At 67.5% G+C, this 17,530-nt stretch carries 16 protein-coding genes and 1 pseudogene; 8 read left to right on the top strand and 9 right to left on the bottom strand.

The window, feature by feature from the left end; all coding sequences use genetic code 11:
* The first annotated feature begins 111 nt into the window (after nt 1-111).
* Nucleotides 112-1,551, top strand: coding sequence for an AMP-binding protein (locus tag OXU42_15500; GenBank protein ID MDE0030794.1), 1,440 nt, complete (start codon nt 112-114; stop codon nt 1,549-1,551).
* Here OXU42_15500 and OXU42_15495 read toward each other — a convergent pair.
* Nucleotides 1,532-2,581 carry a hypothetical protein gene (locus OXU42_15495; GenBank protein ID MDE0030793.1) on the bottom strand — a complete coding sequence of 350 codons (1,050 nt, stop codon included), beginning with the start codon at nt 2,579-2,581 and terminating at the stop codon, nt 1,532-1,534. The two genes, OXU42_15500 and OXU42_15495, sit on opposite strands and share 20 nt — an antisense overlap.
* 190 nt (nt 2,582-2,771) lie before the next feature.
* Here OXU42_15495 and OXU42_15490 point away from each other — a divergent pair.
* Nucleotides 2,772-2,948: pseudogene (locus OXU42_15490) on the top strand (glutaredoxin family protein).
* 91 nt (nt 2,949-3,039) lie between these two features.
* Here the strand turns inward: OXU42_15490 and OXU42_15485 are convergent.
* The 3 genes from OXU42_15485 to OXU42_15475 are packed head-to-tail and all read right to left on the bottom strand — an operon-like array spanning nt 3,040 to nt 6,628.
* Nucleotides 3,040-5,277: a xanthine dehydrogenase family protein molybdopterin-binding subunit gene (locus tag OXU42_15485; GenBank protein MDE0030792.1), complete on the bottom strand. Its 2,238-nt coding sequence runs from the start codon at nt 5,275-5,277 to the stop codon at nt 3,040-3,042.
* Nucleotides 5,274-5,747: a (2Fe-2S)-binding protein gene (locus OXU42_15480; GenBank protein ID MDE0030791.1), complete on the bottom strand. Its 474-nt coding sequence runs from the start codon at nt 5,745-5,747 to the stop codon at nt 5,274-5,276. The genes OXU42_15485 and OXU42_15480 overlap by 4 nt, the downstream gene beginning before the upstream one ends.
* Entirely contained in the window at nt 5,747-6,628 is an 882-nt protein-coding gene (locus OXU42_15475) for a xanthine dehydrogenase family protein subunit M (protein ID MDE0030790.1), read from the bottom strand. Before OXU42_15475 ends, OXU42_15480 begins: the two co-directional genes overlap by 1 nt.
* Nucleotides 6,629-6,811: 183 nt before the next feature.
* Between OXU42_15475 and OXU42_15470 the strand changes: the two genes are divergently transcribed.
* Complete coding sequence (locus OXU42_15470) at nt 6,812-7,333, top strand: hypothetical protein (protein MDE0030789.1); 522 nt, start codon at nt 6,812-6,814, stop codon at nt 7,331-7,333.
* A gap of 84 nt (nt 7,334-7,417) precedes the next feature.
* The gene (locus OXU42_15465) at nt 7,418-8,470 is read left to right on the top strand and encodes a PA0069 family radical SAM protein (GenBank protein MDE0030788.1); all 1,053 of its coding nucleotides are present in this window, start codon (nt 7,418-7,420) and stop codon (nt 8,468-8,470) included.
* 12 nt (nt 8,471-8,482) lie between these two features.
* Here the strand turns inward: OXU42_15465 and OXU42_15460 are convergent, their stop codons facing one another.
* Nucleotides 8,483-9,247, bottom strand: coding sequence for an SDR family NAD(P)-dependent oxidoreductase (locus OXU42_15460; protein ID MDE0030787.1), 765 nt, complete (start codon nt 9,245-9,247; stop codon nt 8,483-8,485).
* A gap of 167 nt (nt 9,248-9,414) precedes the next feature.
* Here OXU42_15460 and OXU42_15455 point away from each other — a divergent pair, with 167 nt between their 5' ends.
* Nucleotides 9,415-10,353: an aldo/keto reductase gene (locus tag OXU42_15455; protein ID MDE0030786.1), complete on the top strand. Its 939-nt coding sequence runs from the start codon at nt 9,415-9,417 to the stop codon at nt 10,351-10,353.
* A 68-nt stretch (nt 10,354-10,421) separates the two neighbouring features.
* Here OXU42_15455 and OXU42_15450 read toward each other — a convergent pair whose 3' ends face one another.
* The 3 genes from OXU42_15450 to OXU42_15440 all read right to left on the bottom strand — a co-directional run bounded on the left by OXU42_15450 (nt 10,422) and on the right by OXU42_15440 (nt 13,216).
* Nucleotides 10,422-10,901 carry a response regulator gene (locus OXU42_15450; GenBank protein MDE0030785.1) on the bottom strand — a complete coding sequence of 160 codons (480 nt, stop codon included), beginning with the start codon at nt 10,899-10,901 and terminating at the stop codon, nt 10,422-10,424.
* A gap of 267 nt (nt 10,902-11,168) precedes the next feature.
* Nucleotides 11,169-11,978, bottom strand: coding sequence for an alpha/beta fold hydrolase (locus OXU42_15445; protein ID MDE0030784.1), 810 nt, complete (start codon nt 11,976-11,978; stop codon nt 11,169-11,171).
* A 56-nt stretch (nt 11,979-12,034) separates the two neighbouring features.
* Complete coding sequence (locus OXU42_15440) at nt 12,035-13,216, bottom strand: alpha/beta fold hydrolase (GenBank protein MDE0030783.1); 1,182 nt, start codon at nt 13,214-13,216, stop codon at nt 12,035-12,037.
* Between the two features lie 105 nt (nt 13,217-13,321).
* Here OXU42_15440 and OXU42_15435 point away from each other — a divergent pair, with 105 nt between their 5' ends.
* Nucleotides 13,322-14,206 carry an LLM class F420-dependent oxidoreductase gene (locus OXU42_15435; GenBank protein MDE0030782.1) on the top strand — a complete coding sequence of 295 codons (885 nt, stop codon included), beginning with the start codon at nt 13,322-13,324 and terminating at the stop codon, nt 14,204-14,206.
* A gap of 29 nt (nt 14,207-14,235) precedes the next feature.
* Here OXU42_15435 and OXU42_15430 read toward each other — a convergent pair whose 3' ends face one another.
* On the bottom strand, nt 14,236-15,045 hold the full coding sequence (locus OXU42_15430; GenBank protein MDE0030781.1) for an undecaprenyl-diphosphate phosphatase: 810 nt from the start codon (nt 15,043-15,045) through the stop codon (nt 14,236-14,238).
* Nucleotides 15,046-15,371: 326 nt separating this feature from the next.
* Here OXU42_15430 and OXU42_15425 point away from each other — a divergent pair, with 326 nt between their 5' ends.
* Nucleotides 15,372-16,451, top strand: a complete 1,080-nt coding sequence (locus OXU42_15425) for an LLM class flavin-dependent oxidoreductase (protein MDE0030780.1) — start codon at nt 15,372-15,374, stop codon at nt 16,449-16,451.
* Nucleotides 16,452-16,493: 42 nt separating this feature from the next.
* The coding region (locus OXU42_15420) for an LLM class flavin-dependent oxidoreductase (GenBank protein ID MDE0030779.1) at nt 16,494-17,530 on the top strand (1,037 nt) is incomplete at its 3' end.

Here is a 17,530-nt window from a genome sequence, read left to right as displayed (position 1 = left end):
ACGGTGATGCAGACGCCGCCCCGGGACAGCGCGGCGGTCCGTGCCCTCCTTGTGGGGGCTTTGCGCCTTGACCTGATCGGACCGCGGCCCGTGGACCCTTCGGCGACCCATATGACGCCTTCCGAACCTATCGCGCCGACACGAAACTTCGTCTGCCTGCTGGAGGAAACCGCCGCGTGCTGCCCGGAGAAGCCCGCGCTGGTCTGCGCTGACGAGACGCTCACCTACAAGGTGCTGCACGAACGCGCCGCGGGGTTCGCTCGGAATCTTGCGAACCGGGGCGTCCGGCCCGGCGACCGGGTGGCGCTGGTGCTGCCCAATCACTGGAGCTTCGCGGCGGCAATGCTGGGCATTTGGAAGCTCGGCGCCACCGCGGTGCCTTTGAGCCCGCTGCTGAAGTCCGAGGAGCGGGAGGCGATCCTGGCGGACGTGGATCCGTCCTTGGTGGTCGAGAGGATGGACGCGGGCGCGGGGGTGTGGACCACGGCGAAGGAGGGTGCCGCGCCGGCCCACTTCGGCTACAGCTCCGGCAGCACCGGCCGGCCCAAGGGTGCCGTGTTCAGCCACGCGGCCCTGACCTTCGCGAACCACTCATGGGCGGACATGATGGCGGTGGTGCCCGAAGACGTGGTCTTGTCGGTGCTGCCGCTGCCCCATTCCTTCGGTCTGAACGGCTCTCTGCTGGCTCCGCTGCTCAGGGGCGCCACCGTGGTGCTGCCCGGCGGATTCGCCCCGGACAAGGTGCTCGCGGCCATGCCGGAGCACCGCGTCACGCTGTTCCTGGGGGTGGCCACCATGTTCCGGCGGCTCTTGAGCGCGCCGGAGTTTGCGGGCGCGGACCTTTCGTCCCTCCGCCTGTCGGTGTCAGGCGCCGCGCCGTGTCCTTGGGACCTGGCTTCCGAATGGCGCCGCCGGGCCGGCCACCGCATCCTCCGGGGTTACGGCATGACGGAGTTGTTCCGGCCCATTTCGTATCTGGCGTACGAGGCGGAAGACCGGCCGGAATGCATCGGGCGCGCGGTTCCGGGCGTCGACATCCGGGTGGTGGCGGACGAGGGCACGGCGGCCTGCGAAGGAGACGTGGGAGAACTCTGGATCAGGACCCCGGCCGCGCTGCAAGGGTACTGGAACGATCCCGCGCCGGTGCTGGAGGACGGCTGGTTCCGCACCGGCGATCTCGCCCGGATCTCCGCCGGCGGGTTCGTGGAGATCACCGGACGCTTGCGGGAGCGTATCCTCCGGGGCGGCTATTCGGTCTTCCCCCAGGAAGTCGAGGCGGTGCTGGCCGAGCACCCGGACGTTGCCGAGGCCGCGGTGGTGGGGGTGCCGCACCCGGAGCTGGGCGAGGAGGTAGCCGCGTTCGTGGTGGTGAAACAGGGTGCCAGTACGGGGACCGGCACCCTGGCGGCCTACTGTGCGGACCGGCTGGCCCGCTTCAAGTACCCGCGGCACATCCGCCTCGTGTCCGAGCTGCCCAAGGGGGCCACCGGAAAGGTGATCAAGGCGGAGTTGCTGAGGGGTTGGCGTACGACTACTTCTTCGTTTGACTGACCAGGAAGGACAGGCTCTCCCTGACCTCCGCCGGCATGTTGAGGATGCCGGCCACGAGTTTCTTCACCTCCGGACCCGGGACATACGTGACCACGAGCTTGGCCTTCTTGGCTTCCGCCAGCAGCTTGGGGTCCTTCAGGGTCTTTTCATAGGCCTTTTGCAGGATCTCCAGGCGGTCCTTGGGTGTGCCCGGCGGCAGCGCCAGCATCCGCTGGAAAGCCATCTGGAACGCCCATGAGTTGTAGAGCTTGAGGCCTTCCTCGTTCAGCACGTCCTTGAACAGCGGAATGTTCTGGATCTCCGGATCCGGATAGCTGTGGCTGTCGATGACGAAGGGAACCAGTTTCTGGTCGCCCTCGGCGTCCAGCATGCTGCGGGCGGTCACCCTCATGGACTCCCACTGGGAGCAGAAGCCGTCGACCTCGCGTCCCTCCAGCGCCAGCCGTATGGTGGCCGTCCCCCGGTACCCGGTGATGATCTTCAACTTGGTGCCCATGGCCTTGTTGAGAATCGCCGGGATGTCGTGGCCGGTGGAGCCGGCCCGGGTGGCGCCGATCTTGATGGGTTCCTTGGAATTGATGACATCCTTCCAGGTCGTCTTGCCGGAGAAGGCCATCATCATGCACACGATCTCGCCCTTGCTGGGGGCGCCCGCCCATTCCATCTTGTCGAAGGGCACCGCGCCCGCCTTCTTGTCGCCCAGTGCCGCCTGCACGATGAGCGAGTTGTTGAAGACCGCGCCGGCGAGGCCGTCGGGTCTGGCCCGCCGGCCGATATAGTTGGCCGAGATCAGGCTGCCGGCGCCGGTCATGTTCTGCACCAGCGTGGTGGGGTTGCCGGGAATGTATTTGCCGAAGTAGCGGGCGATCAGCCGCGTGTAGGTGTCGTAGCCGCCTCCAGGCGAGAAGCCGACGATGAAGCGGAACGTCTTGCCCTTGTAGAAGTCTTCGGCGCGCGCCTCGGGAGCTGCGTATAAAGCGGCGCCCAGGATGACGGCCGCGGCCAGAAAGGATAAACCCTTGCGTGTCATAAATGTCCCTCCGTCTCGATTCTGCCGGCGTCGTCCACGCCGAGACCCTTGGCTACAGAAGTGGCGCCGTCATGTCAAGACGCACTTTGAGAAATGCCCGGTCGATGCTATGAAACGAGACACGGAGGTACACATGGCAGAATCCATCATCCTGTTCACCCAGCCCGGTTGACCGCCTTGTCATCGAGAGAAAGAGTATCTTTCTCAAAAGGGCGTTGATTTCGTGGAGAAGAACATCCGCGAGGACCAGGAGGCGCTGAAGGACCTTCTGGCGCGCGGTTTCCAGAGCACCCCCGTGGTCATCATCGACGGCGAAGCCGTGGTAGGCTTCGATCAGGAGCGCATCGACTCGCTTCTGGGGCTCTGACAGGGCGGCCGCGTCCGCGGTCGTCCGCCATTCTCTCACATTCCGGCGTCCCGGTGCCGGCCGTCCCGGCGGCGGCGGTTCCGGTTCGTCGCTACGGTTGCTGCTCCGCCTGCTTGGCCCTTAGTGCGCGGACGATCTTCTCCGGCGTGACCGGAAGGTCGTGGATGCGCACGCCGACCGCGTCATGGACGGCGTTGGCGATGACCGCGGGCGGCGGAATGATGGGCGGCTCGCCCACGCCCTTGGCGCCCAAGGGCCCCGTGGCGCAGGGGTGCTGTATCAGGTGCACTTCCACCGGCGGGGCGTCCAGCGCGCTGAAGATCTTGTAGTCCAGCAGGTTGGGGTTGTCCATCTTCCCGTCGGTGAAGGTGCACGCCTCGCTGAGCGCCTGCCCCAGCCCCTGCATGACCCCGCCTTCTATCTGACCGCGCACCGACAGCGGATTGACCGCGGTGCCGACGTCCTGCGCCGCCACGTAGCGATGGATGCGCACGTGCCCCGTCTCCGGGTCCACCTCCACCTCGGCCGCGTGAGCGGCGATGGCCGGATGCGGCGTGAGCTGTGACACGGACTGGGTGCTCACGATGGGGCCGCGTGCGTGCTCCAGGGCCAGTTGGCCCACCTCGCGCAGCGTCACGGAACGCTCCGGGCTCCCCTTGACGAACACGTTGTTGCCGTCGAGCTCCAGGTCGCCGGGGTCGGCCTCGAGCTTGTCCGCAGCCACCTGCTGGATCTGCCGCTTCGCCTCCCGTGCCGCCAAGAGCACCGCCCCGCCCATGCTCTTGAGCGCCTGGCTGCCCGCGCTGAGGGTGGAGTGGGGCGCGAAGTCGGTGTCCGCCGTGCGCACGTGCACGTCGGCTAGGGATACGCCGAGCACTTCCGCGGCGATCTGTGCCAGGGATGTGCTGGCGCCGCTCAGGTCCACCAGGCCCGTGAGGATGGCAACGGTGCCGTCCTCGTTGAGCTTGACGCCGGCGCTGGACGCCATGCCGCCCACGAGCCAGTGGGCCATGGCCATGCCCCGCCCGACGTTCTTTCCCCGCGGTTTCGGGGCCGCGTTCAGGGCCTCCGCCGCCTTGAGCAGTGTCTCCTTCGCGTGCACGTCGTCGAGTCGGACGCCGGCCGGGGTCTCGTCGCCGTCTTCCAGGGCGTTGCGCAAGCGCATCTCCACCGGGTCGATGCTCAGCTCCCGGGCGATGATGTCCATCTGCGACTCGGAGGCGAAGGCGAGCTGCGGCCCGGCCGGCCCCCGGTAGGCGCCGCACGTGGACGTGTTGGTGTAGACGCAGTAGCTGTCGATCTTGAGGTTGGGGATGCGATAGGGGCCCGGCGCCCGCACGGCCGCGCCCTGGCTGATCATGACGCCCGAACCGGCGGAGAAACCGGTCCCAAGCACCACCTCGATCTCCCGCGCCGTGATGGTGCCGTCGTTCTTCACACCGGTCTTGTAGCGCAGGTGGAACGGATGGCGCGGGTTGGTGGTCTGGAAGTCCTCGCTCCGGCTCATGACGATGCGCACCGGACGGCGCGCCTTGCGCGCCAGGGCCACCGCCGCGGGCTCGACGGTGGGCGACAGCTTGCCGCCGAAGCCGCCGCCGATCTCGGTGGGGATGACCCGGACCTTGGTCATGGGCATCCGCAGGATCTGCGCGATGGCCGCGCGCAACGGGAACTGGGCCTGGGTGGACGCCCACACCGTGGCCTTGCCCGAGGCATCGAAGCGCGCCGTGGCGGTGTGCGGCTCGATGTAGGTCTGGTGCACCATGGGCACGTGGAAACGGTGCTCGAAGATCCGGTCGGCGTCGGCGAACCCGCGCTCCACGTCGCCGCGCACGATCTGCTTGTGGCCGCACACGTTGCCGCGCCGGTCCAGATCCGGCTGCGACCAGTATTCGGCGTAGTCTTCGTGCAGCAGCGGCGCGTCCGGCGCCATGGCCTCCAGCCCGGAGGTGACCGAGGGCAGCACCTCGTAGTCCACTTCGATGAGCCGCACGGCTTCCTCCGCGGTCTCCTCGTCCACCGCCGCCACCGCGGCGATGCGGTCGCCGGCATAGCGCGCCTTGGTGGTGGCGAAGTACGCCTCGTCGCGCACGAAGCGGCCGTAGCGGACGTCCGGCAGGTCGGCGGCCGTCACCACCGCCTTGACACCCGGCAGGCGCTCGGCGCGCTCGGTGCGGATGGCGGTGATGCGCGCATGGGGGTGCGGGCTCAGCACCATCTTGCCGGCAAGAACCCGGTCGCCGGGCAAGACGTCCGCGCCGAACATCGACTGTCCGGTGACCTTCTCCAGAATCTCGACCCTGGGAAGCTCCTGACCGACGACTCTCATGATTCCTCCGCTGCCTCCATGACCGCCTGGATGATGGTGCCGTAGCCGGTGCAGCGGCACAGGTTGCCGGCGATGCCGTGGGCCACGTCCTCGCGGGTGGGGGAAGGATTGCCGTCCAGCAGGGCCTTGCCCGCCACGAGCATGCCCGGGGTGCAAAAGCCGCACTGGGCCGCTCCGGCCGAAGCGAAGGTGCGCTGCAGCGGGTGCAGCGCCTCGCCGTCGGCCAGCCCCTCCACGGTCTCCACGTGCCGGCCGTCCGCTTCCGCCGCGAAGATCAGACAGGCGTCCACCAGCCGTCCGTCGAGGATCACGGAGCAGGCGCCGCATTCCCCCTCGCCGCACCCCTCCTTGGTACCGGTGAGGCCCAGGTCGTCGCGCAGGAAATCCAGCAGCGAGCGGGTGGCCGGCAGGTCCTCCTGGTACGGCTCGCCGTTGACGGTCACCGTGATGCGGATGCGTGGGGTCTCCATCAAGCCTCGCCTCGCGCGCGCCGGAACGCGCTCCAGATGGCCCGTCGGGTCAAGACCCGGACCATCTCCCTGCGATAGTCCGCGCTCGCGCGCACGTCGTCGATGGGCCGGGCGTCGGAGGCGGCACACTCGCCTGCTTCCTCCACGACGCGCTCGTCCAGCCGGGCGCCCGCCAGACAGCTCTCCGCCGACGCCGCCCGCAACGGCGTGGGCCCCACCGCGCCGAGAGCGATGCGCGCCTCCTCGACGGTGTCGGGGTCGTCCCCGTCCAGGCGAACGAAGGCGGCGCAGTTCACCACCGCGATATCCATGGCGGTGCGCACGCAACGCTGGAACGCGCTGCCGGAGCGGGCAGGCATGGCCGGGACGTGAATCGCCGTCAGAAGCTCGCCGTCCCGCAGCGCCGCGCGGCCGGGACCCAGGAACAGATGTGCCACCGGCATCTCCCGTGTTCCGCTCGCGGTCGCGGCCTCCGCGGCCGCGCCCAGGGCGATCAGCGGCGTTGCCGTGTCCGCGGCGGGAGAGGCGTTGGCGAGGTTGCCCCCGACCGTGGCCCGGTTGCGGGTCTGGATGGAGCCCACCACCCGCGCCGCTTCGGCCAGGGCGGCGTAGTCGGCACCGACCGCCGGCGTCGCCGCAAGAGTCTCCATCAAGGCCAGGGCGCCGATTCGCAAGCCGTCGCGGCCGGCCTCGATTTCGTCCAGACCCGGAATCCCTTTGAGGTCCACGATGGTGTCCGGCAACGCCTGCCGGCGCTCCATCCTGAGAAAGAGATCGGTCCCTCCAGCCAAGGGGACCGCCTCGGGGGTCAGCAATGCCAGCGCCTCGTCGAGGCGGCGCGGAGCCAAGTAGTGGAAAGGCCTCATGGTTTCAGCGGCCATTCATCGCACTTTTCGGCGGGCGATGCAATTCAGCCAAGGTTCCGGAAGCGGATGGGGAACCGGCATCGGTCCAATGGGAGAGCAAAGGGGTGCTTGCGCGGGCCGTGTCTTGGCGGGCGCCGGCCTTTCCTGATAGTTCTTGGAGCTGTCGGCGCGCGGGCCGCTGGTAAGGAGAAGAGGACCATGAACAAGGCATGCTTGCGGGCGGTTCTTCTGTTGCTGTTGATTCCGGTGGCTGCCCTTGCCGCGCCGCCGGATCTCCGGACCCCGGCGCCGGTAATCTACCTGGCGGACAACCTGGACGAGAAGGACAGGCTGGGTTGGTGTATCGACACCGTCGGCAGGGGTTTCGGCGAGAGGTTGCACGCTCACTCCTGCAAGCCCCGGGGCGGCGACGTGCAGTTCCGCTACGACAGCGAAGCGCAACGGATCGCCTCGGCCACCTACGACGGCAAGTGCGCCACGCTGACGGCGCCGGCCGCCGCGGGCGTGTCCCTGGGGTTGGTGGATTGTGCGAAAGATTCGGCCGCCCAGATCTTCGACTACGATGCGAAGGCGATGGAATTCCGCCCCGGAGCGGACAAGACTCTTTGCCTCGTGGCCGGGGCCTCCAGCAGGTCCGCGGGGCCGTACATGTCCCGTGCTCTCGAGCTCGCTCCGTGCGCGTCGACGGACCTGGCGCGCAAGCAGTGGCGCATCAAGTGAGGCGGGTGCCGAAGTCCCGCCGCAGGTGAAGCCACGAGCCGGCCGGCGCCGGAATACGAGCCCGGCCCAACCGGTGATCGGTGGATGACAAGCCAATCCAAGACCAGCGTCGGTGGCCGTGGGAGCAGCGGCAATCCCCGGAACCGTTTCGAGTCTATTACGTTGGTCCCGGATGATGCCCCAAGCGGCCCGGCGACCACGTTTCTCAGGGATACCTCCCGGTCCATCATCGCGTACAACGACAGCCCCGACGTGGGCTTCGACGCCAGCGTCAACCCGTACCGCGGGTGTGAGCACGGTTGCATCTACTGCTATGCACGGCCGACGCACGAATACTTGGGCTTCTCCGCCGGCCTGGATTTCGAGTCCAGGATCCTGGTGAAGGAGGCCGCGCCCGACCTCCTGAGGAAAGAGCTGTCCTCGCCCCGCTGGAAGCCCCAGGTGGTGGCCATGTGCGGGGTGACCGACCCCTATCAGCCCGTGGAGCGTCGGCTGGAGCTGACCCGCGGCTGCCTCCAGGTGCTGGCCGCGTTCCGCAATCCGGCGGCCGTGGTCACCAAGAACCATCTGGTGACCCGCGACGTGGACGTGCTCGGGGAACTGGCGGCGCGCGACGCCGCGGTGGTGTTCATCTCGGTGACGACGCTGGACCGGGACCTCTGCGGACGCATGGAGCCGCGCGCCTCCCAACCCCATCTTCGTCTGGACGCCATCCGGACGCTCAAGCGGGCGGGCATTCCCGTTGGCGTCATCGTGGCGCCGGTGATCCCGGCCCTCACCGACCACGAGTTGCCGGCGATTCTGGCGGCCGTCGCCGAAGCCGGAGCCGCCAGCGCCGGCTACTCGCTGGTGCGCCTGCCCTTCGGCGTCAAGGACCTGTTCGAGCGCTGGCTGGAAGAGAACTATCCCGACCGCAAGGACAAGGTGCTGCACCGCATCCGGGAGATTCGCGGCGGCAAGCTCAATGACGCCGGCTTCAAGACCCGCATGCGCGGGCAGGGGATCTTTGCCGAGCAGGTGGAGGCGCTGTTCGACGGCGCCTGCCGGAAGCTGGGTCTGTCGCGCAGAAGCTGGCGACTGTCCACGGCAGCGTTCCGGCGCCCGACCGCGCAGCTCGGACTCTTCGATGGGGACTGAGGCGCGGGAGTCTCAGGGCATCAGTTCGCCGCCGTTCACGCCCACGATCTGTCCGGTCATGTAGCTGCTGGCCGGGCTCAGCAGGAACACCGCCAGGTCGGCCACTTCGCTCGGCTCGCCCAACCGCCCCATGGGCACCATCTTGGAGCGTTCCGACTTGCGCCGCTCCAGGGCCTCCCCGGTGAGGCCGCGGCGCCACATGGGTGTGTCGATGGGCCCGGGGGCCAGGGCGTTGATGCGGATGCCGTGCTCCGCAACCTCCCGCGCCACGGCCTTGGTGAGGGCCGCGATGCCCGCCTTGGCCGCGGAATAGTGGGACGCCCATTCCTGCCCCTTGAGCCCGTGCATGGACGACAGGCTCGCGATGACCCCGAACCTCGCTTCCATCATCAGCGGCAGGGCCGCGCGGATGCAGTAGAAGGTGCCGTTCAGGTGCACGTCGATCATGTGCGCCCAGTCCGCGTCGCTGATCTCGTGCACGGGCTTCTGTTGCGAGATGCCGGCCACGTTCATGAGGTACGCGAGATCGCCGAACTCGTCGTGGGTCCTGGCGATGGCGGCGTTGACCTCGGCCGAGCGGGTGACGTCCAGGGTCAGGGGCAGGGCGGTGCCGCCGCCGGCGGTGATGCGCGCGGCGGTGTCCTCGGCCTTGGCGCCGTCCACGTCGGCGACGGCCACCCGGACCTTCTGCTCTCCGAGCTTGAGGGCGATGGCCTGGCCGATGCCGCTGCCGCCGCCCGTCACGAATGCGCTGTCGCGTTCCATGTCCCACTGCATAAAGACCTCCGAAGTTCCCGATTGCCGTGGCGTCGAAAGCTAACTAACAGTTCAGTGTTGTCGCGGCAAATCTGCCGCGGACGTATTCGCCCAACCCCCCGAAACCCGGCGGCCTGGGTTCGCGCCCGAAGGGCCGATCTGGTACACAGGCGGCGGGAGGATTCTTCGTGGAGTACCGTCAGCTTGGATCTTCGGGTTTGCGGGTGTCGGCCATCGGACTGGGCACCAATCGGTTCGGTTCTCCGAAGCTGCCGCAGGAGCAGGTGAGCGCCATCATGGACGCGGCGGTGGAACTGGGCGTCAACTTCATCGACACGTCCAACAGCTACCAGGACGGACGTTCCGAGGAGACGCTGGGCGCGGCGATGAAGGGCCGCCGGGACCGCTTCGTGGTGGCCACCAAGTTCTTCTTCCCCACGGGCGACGGGCCCAATGACCGGGGCACGTCGCGCTACCATCTCATGAACGCCGTGGAGGGAAGCCTTCGGCGTCTCCGGACCGACCACATCGACGTCTACTACATCCACCGTTGGGACGCGTCGACGCCCATCGAGGAGACCCAGCGGGCGCTGGACGACCTGATCCGCCAGGGGAAGGTCCGCTACATCGGCGCCTCCGATTTCGCGTCGTGGCAACTGGCGCGGGCCAACGTCGTCGCCGAGTTCCGCGGCTGGACGGCGTTCGCCGTGCTCCAGTCCCACTACCACATGCTGGAACGGGAGGTGGAGCGGGAGGTGCTCCCCTATTGCGGCGCCCACGGCGTGGGTTTCGTGCCGTATTTCCCGCTGGCCGGCGGGTTCCTCACGGGCAAGTACGTCAAGGGCGAGAAGCCGCCGCCCGGCTCCCGCGGCGAAACCCAGCGCTACGTGCAGCAGTACATGACCGACCGCCACTACGACACCGTGGCCCGGTTGACCGGCTGGGCGGAAGCGCGGGGGAAGGGCATGAACGAGCTGGCGCAGTGCTGGTTGCTGGCGCAGCCGCGGGTGTGCTCGGTGATCTCGGGCGCCACCCGCCTGGCGCAGTTCCGGGACAATGCCAAGGCCGCGGAATGGGCGCTCTCGTCCCAGGAACTCGCGGAGGTCGGCGAGATGCTCGGTGAGTGAGCGGCGTGAGCCGGGAAACCCCTGCGGACTTCTCACGGCCGCGACAGCGGCAAGGCGCCGCGGTTGGGTCAGTGCAGGATCCGCATGGTGGGCTTGAGCTCGATGACCGCAATCTCGGACTCGTCCGCCGACGCGGAGTCAGGCTTTCTTCGGCGGGCGGCCTCGTTCAGCAACAGCACCACCATGCGCCACAGCTCCTGCTTTTCCACCGGCGCGTGCAGCAGAAGATCGGCGCCCGCGGCGAGCGCACGACGATGCTCGGGTATGAGAGCGCCCGACAGGATCAGGATGATCGGAGTGTGCCGGTGCACGCCCTGCTTCCGAATGGCGCGGCAGAGTTCGAAGCCGTTGAGCGGGCCCTTGAGGAAGCCGTTCACGAGGAACAGGTGAATTTCCTGCCCTTCGATCCGGGACAGCGCGTCGCGGCCCTCGTTGACGCCCAGGACGTCGATGACCGGCGACAGTTCCTGCAGATGCTTTGACAGTGCTTCCTGCTGGCTTGTGTAGCTGTCCGCAATGAGAATTCTGGGTCGTACGCTACGTGGCATGGCGCTCTCTCGTGACTGCTGCGCTGAAGACCGGGACCTCCCGGCCCGAATCCATCGCTCTTGTCCGAGTCCTCCGTGCCCTCCTCGGGACTCGGCGGAGAACAGCATTGAATAATGCGGAACGGCCGGTGTCAAGACCTCGACTAGTGAAAATTTGCCCGCCGGAAGCCAAAAAGCGAACAGAACTTCATTTCCCGTTTCGCAATCTGCCTCGGGTAACGGCGTCTTCGGCAAGGTGCGGTCCGGTTTGCTCTTGGCGAGTCGTGTTCAGGCGCGCTGAAGGAAGTCTCGCATCGCGGCGTGAGCCGCGTCCGGGTTGGCGAAAAAGTAGCTGTGGCGTTCCCCGGACAGTACCACGAGGCGGGCTCCGGGTATGCCTTTCTCGAGGGTTTCCGACGACGTCCGGTGGGACAGGTCGCTGGTGACGTTGCGGTCGTCTTCGCCGACGAGGATCAGGGTGGGGCAACGGATGTCGCCGAGGCGGCCGCTGGTGTCGTGCCCTTGCCGCGCCAGCAGATGGCGGAAGTAGAACTCCACCGGCCCCATGTTGGCCATGCGCACGCGCAGGTAGTTCTCCACCCGGTCCGGATGGCGCTCGGCGAATTCCTCGGTGAATCCCACGAGGATGGAGTGGTCGCGGACGTATTTCTCATACCCCCATTCCACCATCTCGGTTGCGATCTTGAGCGGAATGCCCTTGGTGTGAGGATAGGCCGCGCCGGTGGACGCCAGGACGAGCGCCTTGATCCTCGCGGGATGGTCCAACGCCATGACCTGCGCCACCCGGCCGCCCATGGAATGGCCGCAGACGACGGCCTCGCCCGCGCCGAGGTGGTCGAGGAGGGTCATGGCGTCCTCCGCGAACATCCGCGTCGTGTAGGGTACGGGCGGCTTCCCGGACTGTCCCGTGCCGCGGTAGTCCATGGTGATGACCTGGTGGTCGCGGGCGAACTCCGGCACCTGGTGGATCTTCCACACCTCGCCGTCGCAGTGAGTCTCGCTCAGGAAGAGCAAGGGCGTGCCTCGGCCGTGGACCTCGTAGTAGAGTTCGGTGTCGTTGACGGACAGCAGGGGCATGGGACCTCCAGCGGCTTTGGAGCCGGTCGAGCCGGACGCGGACAGCCAGGATGCGATCAGTCCATGTAGCCGGCCTTCAACGCCCATAGCCAAGCGTAGACGATCTTCTCGTTGTAGAGCGCCCAGTGGCCCATGTGGGTGTACTTGGGCACCAGCCCCACGTGCACCCGGGCGCCGCCGGCCGCGTACTTGCCGGCCATGTACATCTCGCGCTTGTCGCCCAGGCTCTCGCCGCCGATCCAGTGGCCGTGGTCGTTCTCGCCCACCATGAGCAGCACCTTGAGGTTCGCCAGCCACTCGGCCGGGGGGTCCTGCAGGTGGTCGAAGTATTCCTCCCGGGGCAGCCCGGTAACCCGGACGTACTCCTCCAGCCGCTCCGGGAAGACGTTGTGCTGGTTGTCGCGCAGGCCTATCTTGATCTGCGGCCGGGTCTTCTCGGTCAGCCGGAAGAAGTCCTCCATGCGGCCCCAGGGCGTCAGCTCCGGCAGGTCCTCGTAGTGGGACCGCCGGTAGGCCTCCACGGTGCGCCGGGAGATCTGCGCCAAGCCGTAGGGCTTGGGCGACTCCATGCCCGTGTTCTCGCGCCATTCCCGGCGCCAGCCGTCGGGTCCGCCGCTGCCCCAGCCCACGATGCCGATAACCTCGGCCTCGCGGGTGAACCGGGTCACGTGGGCGGCCATGGGGCCGCCGGTGGAGTGGCCGAAGGCGATCAGCCGCCGTCCCCGCAGGTGCCGGTCGGTGAGTTGCCCGGCCCCTTGGAGCACCACGTTGAAGGTGCACTTGAGCAGCCGGTCTTCAAGCTCATCCCTGCCGATCTCGACGTCGAGGAGATAGAACGGCGTCCGCTCGGCGATGGGCTTGTCCCACTCGCCGCCCGGAGGCCAGAGGCCCGGGTAGCTGAGGGTCAGCACCGTGAAGCCCTGGGCGGCCAGCCGCCGCGCCAGGCCGGGACGCCCGTCGGGGGTGACGTCCATGACCGTCTCGTTAGCGCCGCCGCCGTGGAACACGACGAAGGCGGGCCGGTCGTCGCGCTCGCGCGCGGGCGTGTAGAGGGAACCGTGCATGTCCCACTCGTAGCCGTTGCGTTGGTAGCGCTCCACCACCTCGGTGACGGTGTACGCACCGTCATCGTCCGGCGGCGGCATGCCGAGCCAGTCATCCCAACCGATGGGGACGAGGGTGTCGTCGGCCTCGAGGGCGCGGGTGAATGTCTGGGTTCCGGCCGGTGCTTCGGGCATGTTATTCTCCCTGGTTCTGGTTCCTGGCCAGCGGTCGGCCGCCGTCCTTGTGGCGTATAGCGGGAACCGCGGCGGAAGACAACGCGGCCATCCGGAGTGCACATCATGGAGTTGGGTCTGTCCCTTTTTTCGACGGAGTTGTCGGGTCCCGTGGGCGACATCGCCCGGGAGGCCGAGACTCTGGGCTTCGAGTCCCTGTGGTTTCCCGAGCACATGCTCATCCCGGTCCACTACGAATCGCGCTACAAGCGCACCCCGGACGGCAAGGTGCCCGAGTCCTTCGGACACCTGCCCGATCCCTTCATCGCCGCGGCCATGGCCGCCCAGGCCACCGAGCGCCTGCGCGTGGCCACCGGCATCTGCATCCTGCCGCAACGCGAAGTCATCGCCACCGCCAAGGCGGCGGCCACGCTGGATCGCCACAGCGGCGGACGCCTCATCATGGGAGTGGGCGCCGGCTGGTTTCCGGAGGAAGCGGCGATCCTCGGCGTGACGGCATTCCAGCGCCGGTGGCAGGCGTTGCGCGAGGGGGTCGAGGCGTTGCGCGTGCTGTGGACCCATGAAGACGCCGAGTACAGCGGCGAGTTCGTGCGCTTCCCGCCGGTGCGGGTCTTCCCCAAGCCGCTCCAGAAGCCGCATCCGCCGATCCACCTGGGGGTGCACGACCCCCGCTACGCGCCCAGGCGGGTGGCGCGGTACGCCGACGGCTGGTGTCCGGGGGATCTGCCCGTGGACGAGGCCGCCGACGCGGTGGCCAGCGTGCGGCGTGCGGCCGTCGAAGGCGGACGCGATCCGGACGGCATCGAGTTCTCGGTGGTGCTGACTCCCTCCGGAGACTTTCCCTCGCTGGACGACATGGCCCGCTACCGCGCGGCGGGCATGCGCCGCATCATCCTGCGCGTGATGGAGGCCACCACGGGAAGTGGGGTGGAAGCGGTGCGGCGGCTGTATCCCTTTATCGAGCGGGCGCAGCGGATCGGACCGAGTTGATCGATTGCCGCGGCGCCCGGCTCGCCGGCCTATGCCGACAGGCTCCTGGTCATGAGCACGGTGAGGCCCAAGGCCCAGCAGTAGAGCGCGAACCAGGTGAGCCGGCGTGACAGCAGCACCCTCAACAGCACCGCGATACCGAGGTAGCCGGTCGTGAACGCGGCCAGGAAGGCCACCGCGTACCCCATCTCGTTGACGTCCCGAGTCCCGTCCAACCCGTGAGACAGGAGCTGGAGCGTGAACGCTCCCAGGATCGCGGGGATGGAAAGCAGGAACGAGTAACGCAGGGCGAGGTCACGACCGAGACCGCTCAAGACACCGGCGGCAACGGTGGCTCCGGAGCGCGACAGTCCGGGTATGATCGCCAGGCCCTGGACGAGGCCGATGAGCAGCGCATGCCAAACGCGCATTCTTTGGATATCCGCGCCGTGGCCGCGCGCACGGTCCGTGGCCACGAGCAGGGCACCCGTCACCAGCAGCATGCTCGCCGCGGTGGGCACGCTGCCGAAAAGGCGCTCCAGTCCGTCCTTGAAGAGCAGGCCGATCAAGGCCGTGGGCAGAGTACCGGTCACGACGAGCCCGAGAAGGCGGACGGAGGCCGGGTCGGAACCACGGGGGCTCACGGCGGCGTGAGCCAACACCGCGACATCGTTGCGAAAATAGAGCAGCACCGCGCCGAGCGTTGCCAAGTGCACGGTCGCATGGAACAATACGCCGGGTTCCCGGAAGCCGGGCAGCCACGGCTGAAGCAGGACGAGATGGCCGGAACTGCTGACCGGCAGGAACTCGGTGAGCCCTTGAAGGATTCCGAGCGTTGCAAGAGTCAGGGTAGGGCTCACGATTCAAGAGTCTACTACGAAACAGGCCGCGAGGCCATGACACCCTCCCGCGCGATTCGACGGTGAGAAGTTATTGAGTTGCACCGATCAGCATTTAATTTCTCTGTCGATAAATTGTAACCAAACTGAAACAAACAGATGCTAGGTGCCGTCATTGCTGCCTTAACTCACGTTGCTCTACTTGTCTCTGACACGGGCTTGGGTTGTGTCGAACGCGACCACGAACCCATGTCAGAGACAAGAAGACAGCGTGTCCAACCGAAACGGTCGGGGACGGACCCCTCCTCCCGCGTCCCCGGCCGCCTTCCTCCCAAGCTCGAACACTCGTGACGGCTTTCGACGGCAGGCTCAGCCTTCAGTTCGTCACCCACCTGGCGAACCACTACTCGGTCAACGGATTCGTGGAGTTGGCCGCGCTGGCCCGTGAACGGGGGTTCGAACGGATCTGGCTCAATGACAACGCGCGTTACCGGAGTCAGGTGGTGGTGTTGTCCGCCATCGCCGCGCGCGTGCCCATCGGCGTGGGCACGGCGGTCCTCGTGCCTTATTTCCATCATCCCATCGAGGTCGTGGATTCGCTGGCGGCCCTGTCCGAGTTGAGCGAAGGGCGCGAGGTGGGCTTCGGGCTGGCACGCGGTTCCATCACCCAGACGCCGCAGCACGTGGCCATGCACAGGCCCCTGGCACTGGTCCGGGAACTGGCCGTGTTCGTGTCGCGGGCGCTGGCCGGGGAGCGCGTGGCCTATGGCGACTTCCCGGTGCTGTGCCAACACTACCGCTTCAATCCCGCCGGCAGGTTCGAGCTGGCGTTCACGCCCAAGTCACCCGTGGTGATCTATTCCGGCGGCAACGGCCCGCGGTCGTTGCGCATGGGCGGCCAGGTCATGGACGGCCTCATCAGTTCGGGGACCTTCATCCCCATGCTGCGCGCGGGGCGGCTCAAGGGAATGCTCGAGACGGCCGAGGCCGGGGCGCGAAGCGTCGATCGCACCAAGACTCTGCGCAAGATGGTGGAAGTCAACGTGTCCGTGTCGCGGGACCGGGACGCGGCCATGGAATTTCCCAAACGCCAGGTGGCCCACTCGATCCCCCAGTGGGAGGGGCTCCGGTTCACCCCCGCCGAGTACGCCAGGCTCGGCGTGGAACGGCAACGCGTGCTCGATCTCAAGGACGCCTTCGCCCAGGGAGCCACCATCGAGGAGGCCGCGGCCCTGGTTACGGAGGAGATGGTCCTGTCCTACTACGTTGCCGGCACCCCCGCCGAAGTGGCGGACCAGGTCCTGGAGTTGGCCGGCCAGGCTCAGGAAATGGGTTACGACGAGATTGCTTTCGCCAAGCTCGGCCCCGACTACGAGGAGGCCATCGAAATGCTGGCGGAGAGCGTGATGCCGCGGCTGAAGGGATAGGCGCCGCGGACAGGTTCTGGCACTCGAAGCAAGGGAATCCCCATGGCGGCATTCGAAGGAAAGCTCAGTCTCCAGTTCGTGATCCACCTGGCCAACCAGTACACGGTGAACCAGCTCGTGGAGCTTGCCGAGTTGGCTCATCGGCGCGGTTTCGAGCGCATTTGGGTCAACGACAACGCGCGCTACCGGAGCCAGGTAGTGGTGCTCTCCGCCATCGCGGCAAGGGTGCCCATCGGCATAGGCACCGCGGTCCTGGTGCCCTATCTCCACCATCCCATCGAGGTGGTGGACTCCCTGGCCGCCCTGTCGGAGTTGAGCGAAGGACGCGAGGTAGGCTTCGGGCTCGCCCGTGGCGATCTGGCGCAGACGCCGCAGCACGTGGACGTGCACAAGCCCATCGCGCTGGTCCGGGAGTTGGCCGTGTTCGTGCGGCGCGCGCTCGCCGGGGAGAGCGTGAGTTACGGCGACTTCCCGGTGCTGTGCGAGTACTATCACCTCAATCCCGCCGGCAAGTTCAAGCTGGCGTTCACGCCCAAGTCCCCGGTCGTGCTCTATTCGGGCGGCAACGGGCCCCGGTCGCTGCGCATGGGCGGCCAGGTGATGGACGGGCTCATCAGCTCGGGGACCTTCATCCCCATGCTGCGCGCGGGCCGTCTCAAGGGGATGCACGAGATGATCGAGGCGGGCGCCCGCAGCGTGGATCCGCACAAACCCCTGCGCAAGATGGTGGAGCTCAATGTATCCGTCTCGCAAGACCGTGACGCCGCCATCGAGTTCCCCAAGCGCCAGGTGTCCCATTCGATCCTGCAGTGGGAGGCTCTCAAGTTCACGCCGGAGGAATACGCCCGGCTCGGCGTGGAGCGGCAGAAGGTGCTCGACCTGAAAGACGCCTTCGCCCGGGGCGCCACCGTCGAGGAAGCGGCGGGGATGGTGACGGAGAAGATGGTGCTCGACTACTACGTCGCCGGACGCCCGGAGGAGGTGGCCGACCAGATCGTGGAGCTGGCCGGCCAGGCCCAGGAGCTGGGCTACGACGAGATCGCCTTCGCCAAGCTCGGCCCCGACTACGAGGAAGCCAT

The sequence above is a fragment of the Deltaproteobacteria bacterium genome, assembly GCA_028818775.1.
Lineage (GTDB): Bacteria > Desulfobacterota > Binatia > UBA9968 > JAJDTQ01 > JAJDTQ01.
This window is presented reverse-complemented; position numbering and strand designations above follow the sequence as displayed.